This is a genomic window from Micromonospora qiuiae, assembly GCF_016863555.1.
Classification (GTDB): Bacteria; Actinomycetota; Actinomycetes; order Mycobacteriales; family Micromonosporaceae; genus Micromonospora; species Micromonospora qiuiae.
Window position 1 is genome coordinate 37676 of record NZ_BOPC01000068.1, and the last position, 10019, is coordinate 47694.

At 72.1% G+C, this 10019-nt stretch carries 11 protein-coding genes and 1 riboswitch; of the genes, 8 read left to right on the forward strand and 3 right to left on the reverse strand.

The features are described from left to right. Position 1 precedes the first annotated feature (1 nt). A complete protein-coding gene (locus Vqi01_RS22765) occupies positions 2-2239 on the reverse strand; it encodes a heavy metal translocating P-type ATPase (RefSeq protein ID WP_204036869.1) in 2238 nt (745 codons plus the stop codon). A gap of 14 nt (positions 2240-2253) precedes the next feature. Next, a complete protein-coding gene (locus tag Vqi01_RS22770; protein WP_204036870.1) occupies positions 2254-2481 on the reverse strand; it encodes a heavy-metal-associated domain-containing protein in 228 nt (75 codons plus the stop codon). 120 nt (positions 2482-2601) lie between these two features. Here Vqi01_RS22770 and Vqi01_RS22775 point away from each other — a divergent pair, with 120 nt between their 5' ends. The 4 genes from Vqi01_RS22775 to Vqi01_RS22790 all read left to right on the forward strand — a co-directional run bounded on the left by Vqi01_RS22775 (position 2602) and on the right by Vqi01_RS22790 (position 5880). After that, entirely contained in the window at positions 2602-2898 is a 297-nt protein-coding gene (locus Vqi01_RS22775) for a metal-sensitive transcriptional regulator (protein WP_204036871.1), read from the forward strand. 90 nt (positions 2899-2988) lie between these two features. Continuing rightward, entirely contained in the window at positions 2989-3153 is a 165-nt protein-coding gene (locus Vqi01_RS22780) for a hypothetical protein (protein WP_204036872.1), read from the forward strand. A gap of 53 nt (positions 3154-3206) precedes the next feature. Next, positions 3207-4565 carry a YibE/F family protein gene (locus tag Vqi01_RS22785; protein WP_204036873.1) on the forward strand — a complete coding sequence of 453 codons (1359 nt, stop codon included), beginning with the start codon at positions 3207-3209 and terminating at the stop codon, positions 4563-4565. 166 nt (positions 4566-4731) lie between these two features. After that, a riboswitch (cyclic di-AMP (ydaO/yuaA leader) is annotated at positions 4732-4862 on the forward strand. Between the two features lie 4 nt (positions 4863-4866). Continuing rightward, entirely contained in the window at positions 4867-5880 is a 1014-nt protein-coding gene (locus Vqi01_RS22790) for a coiled-coil domain-containing protein (RefSeq protein ID WP_204036874.1), read from the forward strand. Positions 5881-5965: 85 nt separating this feature from the next. On the opposite strand, the gene Vqi01_RS22795 is transcribed toward Vqi01_RS22790, so the two are convergent. Further along, positions 5966-6664: a carbonic anhydrase gene (locus Vqi01_RS22795; protein WP_204036875.1), complete on the reverse strand. Its 699-nt coding sequence runs from the start codon at positions 6662-6664 to the stop codon at positions 5966-5968. Positions 6665-6859: 195 nt separating this feature from the next. Here Vqi01_RS22795 and Vqi01_RS22800 point away from each other — a divergent pair, with 195 nt between their 5' ends. The 4 genes from Vqi01_RS22800 to Vqi01_RS22815 all read left to right on the forward strand — a co-directional run. After that, positions 6860-7189: a helix-turn-helix transcriptional regulator gene (locus Vqi01_RS22800; protein ID WP_204036876.1), complete on the forward strand. Its 330-nt coding sequence runs from the start codon at positions 6860-6862 to the stop codon at positions 7187-7189. Positions 7190-7321: 132 nt separating this feature from the next. Next, a complete protein-coding gene (locus Vqi01_RS22805) occupies positions 7322-7711 on the forward strand; it encodes a hypothetical protein (RefSeq protein ID WP_204036877.1) in 390 nt (129 codons plus the stop codon). A gap of 191 nt (positions 7712-7902) precedes the next feature. Beyond that, a complete protein-coding gene (locus Vqi01_RS22810) occupies positions 7903-8688 on the forward strand; it encodes a hypothetical protein (protein WP_204036878.1) in 786 nt (261 codons plus the stop codon). 163 nt (positions 8689-8851) lie between these two features. Beyond that, positions 8852-10019: AI-2E family transporter (locus Vqi01_RS22815; protein WP_204036879.1), on the forward strand; the 1168-nt coding region annotated here is incomplete at its 3' end.

Sequence of the window (10019 nt, forward strand, 5' to 3'; positions counted from 1 at the left end):
GTCAGGTGACCGGCCGGAACCGACGTAGCCGGAGGCTGTTGGCCACCACGAAGACCGAGGAGAAGGCCATCGCCGCACCGGCGATCATCGGATTGAGCAGGCCCGCGGCGGCCAGTGGCAGGGCCGCCACGTTGTAGGCGAAGGCCCAGAACAGGTTGCCCTTGATGGTGCCCAGGGTGCGGCGGGCGAGCCGGATGGCGTCCACCGCGGCCAGCAGGTCGTCCCGCACCAGGGTCAGATCGGACGCCTCGATCGCCACGTCCGTGCCGGTGCCCATGGCCAAACCGAGATCGGCCCGGGCCAGCGCGGCGGCGTCGTTGACCCCGTCGCCGACCATTGCCACCGTCCGGCCCTCGGCCTGGAGGCGAGCGACCACCTCGACCTTCTCCGCCGGCAGCACCTCCGCGATCACCTCGTCGATGCCCACCTCGGCGGCCACCGTCCGGGCGACGGTCGAGTTGTCGCCGGTGAGCAGCACCGGGGCCAGGCCGAGCGCCCGCAGCCGCCGCACCGCCTCCCGGCTGGTCGGCTTGACCTGGTCGGCCACGGCGAGCACGCCACGGGCCCGACCGTCCCAACCGATCAGCACCGCCGTACGTCCCGCCGCCTCCGCTTCGGTCGCCGCCCGCGCGAGGTCGTCCGGTACGTCCAACCCCCGGTCGCGCAGCAACCGGGGCCGGCCCGCCAGCACCTGGCGGCCCTCCACCGTGCCGGTCACGCCGAGCCCTTCCACGTTGGCGAAGTCGCCGACCGGCGGCAGCCCGTCGGGCTCGGCGGCCACGATGGCCCGCGCCACCGGGTGCTCCGAGCCGGACTCCAGCGCGGCGGCCAGCCGCCGCACCTCCGCCCGCTGCTCGCCCTCGCCCGGCGTCACGTCGAGCAGGGTCATCCGGCCAGTGGTGACGGTGCCGGTCTTGTCCAGCACGACGGTGTCCACTCGCTTGGTGGATTCCAGCACCTCCGGCCCCTTGATCAGCACGCCGAGTTGGGCTCCGCGGCCGGTGCCGACCAGCAGCGCGGTCGGCGTGGCCAGGCCGAGAGCGCATGGGCACGCGATGATCAGCACCGCCACCGCGGCGGTGAACGCGGCGGTGGGCCCGGCCCCGCTGAACAGCCACCAGGCCAGCGTGCCGATGGCCAACGCGATCACGATCGGCACGAAGATCCCCGAGATGCGGTCGGCGAGCCGCTGGGCGGCGGCCTTGCCGGTCTGTGCCTGCTCGACCAGCCGGGCCATCTGCGCCAGCTGGGTGTCGGCGCCGACCCGGGTGGCGGTGACCACCAGTCGTCCACCGGCGTTGACACAGCCGCCGACCACCGAGTCGCCCACCCCGACCTCGACCGGCATCGACTCGCCGGTCACCATGCTCGCGTCGACCGCCGAGCTGCCCTCCGTCACCGTCCCGTCGGTGGCGATCTTCTCGCCGGGGCGTACCACGAACCGGGCCCCCGCCACGAGCTGATCGACCGGGATCCGGGTTTCCACCCCGTCGCGCAGCACCGAGACGTCCTTGGCACCGAGCTCCAGCAGCGCCCGCAGTGCCGCCCCGGCGGTCCGCTTCGATCGCGCCTCGAAGTAGCGGCCGACGAGGATGAAGGTGGTCACCCCGGCCGCCACCTCAAGGTAGATGTTGCCGGCGCCGTCGGTACGGCCGATGTCGAGGCTGAACGGGTGGGTCATTCCGGGCATGCCGGCGGTGCCGAAGAACAGCGCCCAGAGCGACCAGCCGAAGGCGGCCAGCGTGCCGACCGAGACCAGGGTGTCCATGGTCGCGGCGCCGTGTCGCAGGTTGACCAGCGCCGCCCGGTGGAACGGCAGCCCGCCGTAGACGACGACCGGGGCGGCCAGGGTCAGCGACAGCCACTGCCAGTAGGTGAACTGCCACGCCGGCACCATCGCCAGCGCGATCACCGGCACGGTCAGCACCACCGAGACCCAGAGCCGGGTACGCAGGGAGCGCAGCTCGTCCACCGGCTCGGCGGCGACCGCCGGTGCGGCCGGTGCGGCCGGGGTGGGCGGCGGCGGCAGCGTGGCCCGGTAACCGGTCTTCTCCACCGTGGCGACCAGGTCGTCGGGGGTGACCGGGGCGTCGTAGGAGACGGACGCCTTCTCGGTGGCGTAGTTGACGGTCGCCTGCACGCCGTCCATCCGGTTCAGCTTCTTCTCGATCCGGGCGGCGCAGGAGGCACAGGTCATGCCGCCGATCGACAATTCGATCAGGTTGGTCGCCGTGTTCATCGTGGCACCTCGGCCTACCGCCGTTGGTCGGCTCCGCCGCCGACCATCTCGTATCCAGCTTCGTCAACGGCCGCGCGGACCGCGTCGTCGTCCAGCGGCTGCTCGCTGGTGACGGTGACCCGGCCGGCGGCCAGATCGACCTGCACCTCGTCGACCCCGGGAAGCGCACCCACCTCGGCGCTGACCGCGTTGACGCAGTGCCCGCAGGTCATGCCCTGCACCTGGTACGTCGTGGTGACCATGGAATTCTCCTCTCCACGCCCGGCCAGGGCGGACCGGACGACACCGGCTCCAGATACCCGGTGGGGGTATCCGCCACGACGACCGTAACATACCCCGAGGGGGTACGCTATGCTGGCTGCATGACCACACCTGCGCCGATCCGCGGCTACACCGCCAGCAAGGAGCAACTGCTTGCCCGGCTGCGCCGTGTCGAGGGCCAGGTGCGCGGCATCGAGAAGATGGTCGACAGCGATCGCTACTGCATCGACGTGCTGACCCAGATCTCCGCCGTTCAGGCCGCGCTGGACAAGGTCGCCCTCGGCCTGCTCGACGGGCACGCCCGGCACTGCATGCACGAAGGCGCCGCCGAGGGGCGGGCCGACGAAATGGCCACCGAGATGATGGCCGCCGTCGGCCGCCTGATGAAGCGCGGCTGACGGCCCACCCTCGCACCGGCCCCGCCACGAACCGCCGACAAACCCTCGCGACCTGCGTTCCGATGCCGGGCTGACTACCATTCGCTCACGATGGCCAGCCGACATCCGCGCCCCACGGCCCGCGCCCGCCGCCGGGTGCCCGCCGCCGCGCTGCGGCGTCCGTCGAGCGTCGACCCGGATGTCACGGTACGCGGCCGTCTCGCCACTGTCGGGCCATCCGCGCCACCCGTCGCGGCGGTGGTACGACCCCACTGAACCGACACGGCCGCCGGCACGTACTCCGCCCTGGAATCGTTGGGAGACATTGGATGGGCGCCGACCACACCCGTTCCTCTCCGCCCACCCCACCCGGGGTGCGGCGGATCCTCGTCGTGACGGTGGTCCCGCTGTTCCTCGCCACCCTGATCGCCGCCCTGGTGCTCTGGCCCACGGACGCGCCCCGGCCGGAGACGGCCGACGACACCCCCCGCTACCACGGCACGGTCACCCGGGTGGTGACCGAGACCTGCCCGCCCAACCCGGCGGTCCCGGAGGGCACCCCGACGACGGCGGCCGGTCCGTGCGGCACGGTCACCGTGCGGGTACAGGACGGCCCCGACGCGGGCCGGGAGGTGCAGACGCCCATCCCGGCCGGGCCCGGGGCACCTCGGGTCAGCGCCGGTGACGAGATCATCCTGGTCTCGTTGATCGACCCGGGGGATCCGTCGATCAGCACGTACAACATCGCCGAACACCAGCGGGGCAAGCCGCTGGTGTGGCTCGCGGTGCTGTTCGCCGCCGCCATCGTCGCCTTCGGGCGGCTGCGCGGCCTGGCCGCCCTGGGCGGCCTGGCCGCCAGCTTCGCGATTCTGCTGACCTTCGTGCTCCCCGGCATCAGCGCCGGCCACCCGCCGCTGATGGTCGCCATCGTCGGCGCGGCGCTGATCATGTTCGTGGTGCTCTACCTGACCCACGGCGTGTCCGCGCAGACCTCGGTGGCCGTGCTGGGCACCCTCGGCAGCCTGGTACTCACCGGGCTGCTCGGCCTGGCCGCGACCACCGCCACCCACCTGACCGGCTTCGGCAGCGAGGACGCCACCACCCTGTCCATGTTCCGGGCCGACGTCGACCTGCACGGCCTGCTGCTGGCCGGCATCATCATCGGGTCGCTGGGAGTACTCGACGACGTCACGGTCACCCAGGCCGCCGCGGTCACCGAGTTGCGTCACGCCAACCCGAACTTCTCCCGCCGCGAGCTGTACCGCTCGGCCACCCGGGTGGGGCGGGCGCACATCGCCTCGGTGGTCAACACCATCGTCCTGGCGTACGCCGGTGCGTCGCTGCCACTGCTGGTTCTGCTCACCGCCGACTCCCGCGCCCTCGGTCAGATCGTGACCAGCGAGTTCCTCGCCCAGGAGATCGTCCGCAGCGTGGTGGCCACGCTCGGGCTGATCGCCGCCGTACCGCTCACCACCGCCCTGGCAGCGCTGGTGACCACGGCCGGGCGCCGGGCGCCGGGCGGTGGCGACCACGGCCCACGCGACGACGACACCCCCCGGGCCTCCCGGCCGGAAACGGATCGGGCCGAGGCGCTGCACGCCCTCAGCACACCGCGTACCCGCAACACGTCCACCGCCGCCCCGTCTGGGTGGCCCGAACCGGACAGGAGCACGGACACCAGATGGTGACACTCCTCAACGTGATCGCCTCGGCCAACGCGGCCTGCACGAGTGTCGCTGGTCACCCACCGCGATTACGAAATGACGCATCTGACCGGGTTCGGGGCGTAGAGACCCGGATCGACTCTCGGGTAACCTCACTGCCGGTCACCGCCGAAGGCGTGCCCCAGCGCCTGCGGTGCCGCCGCCCAATCGCCACCAGGCGAACCGGGGAACCAGGTACGTGGGGTGAATCCGCGACAGCGGTAGGGGCCACTTCCGTCCCGAACCCGTCAGCTAACCCGGTCGGCGGTCGATGGAAGGGAAAACAGTGACGGCACCCCTACGCCGCTGGCTGACACCCGTGGTGGCCGTGTTCGCCGCGTTCGCCGTGCTCGCCGGGCCGATGCCCGCGATGGCCGCGCCCAAGCCACCGAAGCCTGCGGAGCACGACGACGACCCGCCGATGCTCAACGAGTTGATCGAGGCGACGAACCGGGACTTCTCCAAGGCCAAGTCGAAGCTGGAGAAGTCCAAGAAGAAGCAGCTCGAACTCGCGGTGGAGGTCAGCCGCTCCCAGGCGGCCCTGGACAAACTCGCCCCGCAGGTGGCGGAGATCGCGACGCAGTCGTACCGGACCGGCCGAGTCGGCGCGATCGCCATGCTGTTGCAGAGCGACGCCCCGGACTCGTTCATCCATCGGGCCTCCGCGCTCGACGAGTTGAACCTGGTCAACGACAAAAAGCTGGCCGAGGTCAACGCGGTGAAGCTGCGCGCCGAGACGGCCAAGCTCGCGCTCGACGCCGAGGTACGCGAGCAGCAGAAGCTGGCCAACGACATGGCCCGCAAGAAGAGCGAGGCGGAGAAATCTCTCCGGCTGGTCGGCGGCGTCGGCCTCACCGGCGGCCTGGTGGCCGCCACCTCCCCGGTCGCCCGGATCGCGCCGAACCGCGCGTCGGACGGCGGCTGGAAGCCCGAGTCGTGCAGCCAGAAGGACCCGACCACGTCGGGCTGCATCACGCCGCGGACGCTGCACATGTACAAGGAGGTCAAGCGGGCCGGCTTCAACCGGTTCGTCGGCTGCTGGCGCCCAGGTGACAAGTTCGAGCACCCCAAGGGCCGGGCATGCGACTGGTCACTACAGAACAGCGGCTTCAGCCCGTGGCACAACAACGACACCCGGATCTACGGCAACAACCTGGCGGCCTTCCTGGTCCGCAACGCCGACCGGCTGGGCATCTACTACGTGATCTGGAACCGGCAGATCTGGTTCCCGGCGACCGGCTGGAAGTCCTACAGCGGCCCGTCGAACCATACCGACCATGTCCACGTGTCCCTGCTCTGAGCGCCTCGGGCGCGACATTCGAGGGCCGTTCCGCCACCCGGCGGAACGGCCCTCGCCGTCGATCACATCGATCCGGCGGGCCCGGTCAGGCCGCCGACACCAGCGCACCCGCCAGCTCGGCCGGTCTCGCGGTCACCGCCCGCACCTCACCGGCGGCCAGTCGGTACGACATCCCCACCACCGCGCACCCGCCCGCGGCCACCTCGGCGGCGAGCGCCTCGGACGACTTCAGCATCGCCTCCACGGTCTGCGCGATGTGGATGTCGACGATCCCGTCCAGATCGTCCACCCCTGCCACGCGCGCCCAGCGCAGGCTCGGCACCACCGCGTCCACCACCGCACGCAGGTGACCCGACGGAGGCGTGCCGGTCGCCACCGACGCGCGGGCCGCCTGCACGGCACCGCACGAGTCGTGCCCGAGCACCACCACCAGCGGCGTACGCAGCACGGTCACCGCGTACTCGACGCTGCCCAGCACCTCGGGCCCGACGGTGTGCCCGGCGGTACGCACCACGAAGAGGTCACCGAGCCCGCGGTCGAAAATGATCTCGGCGGCGAGGCGGGAGTCGGAGCAGCCCACGATCACCGCGAAGGGGTGCTGTTCCGCCGCGACGGCGGAGCGGTGGCTGGCGTTCTGATTGGGATGCCGAAGGGCGTCGGTGACGAACCGGCGATTACCGGCGATCAGTTCGGCCAGCGCGCGCGCCGGAGCACCCGGCACGTCGGCGGTGAGGAGCTCCCGCTCCGGTCCTGGCTGCCCGCCGATGAATCTGGGTCGGCCCATCCGGCTTCACCTCTTCTCCCGGTGTAATGCCTGGTCATCCCGGCCGACGCTGGTCACGGGCCGCCACCACAGTCACACGCAGCGAAAGCTACGTCAAGATATGCGTGATATGCATTTCAGGTATCCCACAACGCTTGCCAACGGCGGGTGGGAACATCATGCACACCCTGATGACCCGGGCCGCTCGGTCATACGATGGTCAACATGGCGACGGCAGGCGAGCGGGAAAGCACCCGGAACTGGACGTTTCTCACGAATCACGGGCACGTCCTGCTGGCCATCGCCCGCAACCCGACCGCCCGACTGCGCGACGTGGCGGTCGAGGTGGGGGTCACCGAGCGGGCCGCGCAGGCCATCGTCGCGGACCTGGAGGCGGGGGGCTACCTACGACGCACCCGGGTCGGCCGCCGCAACGAGTACACCCTCAATCCGGCAGGCCGGTTCCGTCACCCGGCCGAGGCCGACCGCCAGGTCGGTCACCTGCTGGCCCTGTTCACCGAGGAGCCGACGACCGAGCTCGACTGACTCCCCGCCGCCGGCCACCGTTGCACCGCCGGCCTGAGTCCTTGCCCTCCACAGTCGACGACGTGGCACGCCTCACGACCGGGCCGCCGTCGTGGCCATGCGATCTCGGCACGGGGGCGATAGGTTGGACTCGTGTCGTCCCTCGCGTTCGCCCGTCCCATGTGGCCGGCGACGCTGCGCGCGTTCCGGGAGCTGACCCGGCTGGCACTGGCGACACTCGTGCTCGCGGTCGCCCTCGGCGCGACCGCCGCCACCGAGGCGATACCCGGCATCGATCTCCCGGCCGGGCCGGCCGCCGCAACGGTCGCGCTTCGACCGGCTGTCGAGCCCGCCCAGTCGGCTGACGCGAGAGCGACCCGGCAGGAGCGGATCACGGCGCAGGAGCGGGTGACCGGCCCGGCCCGACCCGACGTCGCCGACGCCCGGACCGCGCCGGTCTCCGCCGTCCCGGCCGACCTCGCCATCCCGCGTGTCGCCGCCGGTGCGGGCGAGCCGACTCGACGCGGTCCACCCGCCGCCTGACCGACGGCCCCGGACCGCCCGCCGTCCGCCGCGGTTCCACCCGTCGCCCGTTCTTCCCGGCACCCGATCGGCCGACGCCAGTCGGACCCGGCGACGACGAGCGCGCATCCGCGATTCCTCGGCAGCGGACCAGCCGTCAGACACCTGTCCAGCCCAGTCGACGACCCTCCTTCGACCGTGAGGTGTTGATGATGCGAACCGCCCTCTCCGCCGTACTGCTCGACGTGCCCCGGGCCGCCGCGATCTGGCTGAGCCTGTTGGGTGTGATGCTGCTCGCCGTCGCCGGCCTGCTGCTGCGTCCCCGTCACCTCCGCTTCGACGCGGGTGCCCGGATCCGGGACGCCGCGCTGCCGGCCCCCGACGAGCACGCCGACCGGCAGCGGGACCAGGACCGCTGGGCCGAGGAGGTCGCCGTGGCCGCCGACCGGGCCGATGCGACGGCCCGCCGCCGCCGCGACGAGTGGATCGCCGCGCAGGACGAGGCCGAGCAGGCCTGGCAGGCGTACGAGGCGGCGGAGGCCAATGTCCGTCGGCTGTCGGACGCCGCCGCCATGCCCCTGCCGCAGACCCCGCGCACCCCCGCCGAGTACGCCGACCGTGAGCGCTGGCTGCACCGGGCGGCACTGAACGCGTACTGGCGGCGGGAACTGTCGGTGGAGCAGCTCAGCGACGTCTTCGCGCACCGCGGTTGGGATCCCCGGCTGCACCCGGTCGAGCAGGAGCTGATGCTGCGCCGGGCGGTACGCGACCACCTCTTCGCACAGCAGCGGGCGGCCCGGGAACGGGAGCAGGCGGCCTGGCGGGCCGCGGAACTTGCCGGCGCAGCGGCACGCAGCCTGCGGGAGGAGATGATCGCCGCGCTGCTGCCGCCGGCCGAGGAGCGCGAGTCGCTGCTGCCGCTGGTCGGGCTCGGCGACGCCGACCAGACCCGCGACATCCCTACCGTCGCCGTCGGTCGGGCACCGGTGCCCGCCTAGTCAACTCGCGCCGCTGCCGGCCCAGTCAAGGAGCGCCGCTGCCGGCCCAGTGAAGGAGCACCGCTGCCGGCCCAGTCAGCGCCGCTGCCCGCGAACCCGCTGCGACCGGTGTCGGTGGCCCGCCGATCGGGTACCGACCTCGTCGTACACGAGGAGGGCCGACGTGGTCGCAGCGGGTGCCGGGCGTACGCCCGAGGATAGGCCGGACCGGGGTGCCGGACCGCGACAGACCTGGGCGACCCTGCCCTGGCTGGTCCGTTCCGCGGTGGTGTGGAGCGCCTGCCTGGTGGTGATCGCGGCCGGGTTCTACCTGCTGGCGCGGATCACCATGCTGGTCACCCCGCTGGCCATCGCGGTGGCGGCCACCCTGTTCCTCACCGCGCTGCTCGACCCGGTACAGCTCGCGTTGCGCCGGCTGCGGCTGCCCGCCGCGCTGGCCGCCCTGTTCACCGTGTTGCTGCTGCTCGGCATCCTCGGCGGCGTCGGGGTGCTGGTCTGGAACCTGACCGCGAACCAGTTCAGCGAGCTCGGCGACGAGCTGCGCCAGGGCCTGAGCCACACCCGCGACCTGATCACCTCGACGCTGCCGGTCACCGACGATCAGCTCGACCGTCTGCTCGCCCAACTGCGCCAGGCGGCTACCTCGCCGGACGTCGACCCGGTCGCCAGCGCGCGCACCGTCGCCGAGGTGCTCGGCTCCGCCCTGCTCGCCCTGGTGCTGCTGTTCTTCCTGCTCAAGGACGGTCGGGCGATGTGGCACTGGACGCTGCACCGGATGACCGGGCCGAACCGGGAGATCGCCGCCGAGGCCGGTCGGGTCGGTTGGCGGACGCTCGGCTCGTACAGCCGGGGCACCATGCTGATCGCGGCGATCGACGCGATCGGGATCGGGCTGGCGCTGGTGCTGCTCGGTGTGCCGCTGGCGTTCCCACTGGTGTTGATCACCTTCATCGGTGGGTTCGTGCCCATCATCGGCGCGACCGTGGCCGGCGCGATCGCGGTGCTGGTGGCACTGGCCGCCGACGGCCCGGCCACCGCCCTGCTCACCCTGGCGGCGGTGATTGCCGTCCAGCAGATCGAGGGCAACCTGCTGGAGCCGCTGGTCATGAAGCGTCAGGTACGGCTGCACCCGGTGGTGATCCTGGTCGCGGTGACCGCCGGCACCCTGATCGCCGGCATCGCGGGCGCCTTCGTCGCCGTCCCGATCGCCGCCGTCGCCTGGCGAGTCATCGACAGCGTCCAGCGCCAACGCTCCTCGGCCCGGACAGGACGCGATCTTGCACTTTTGGTCGCCTATACGTCCCTTTCGCGGCCTTTGCGGGGACAGAAAC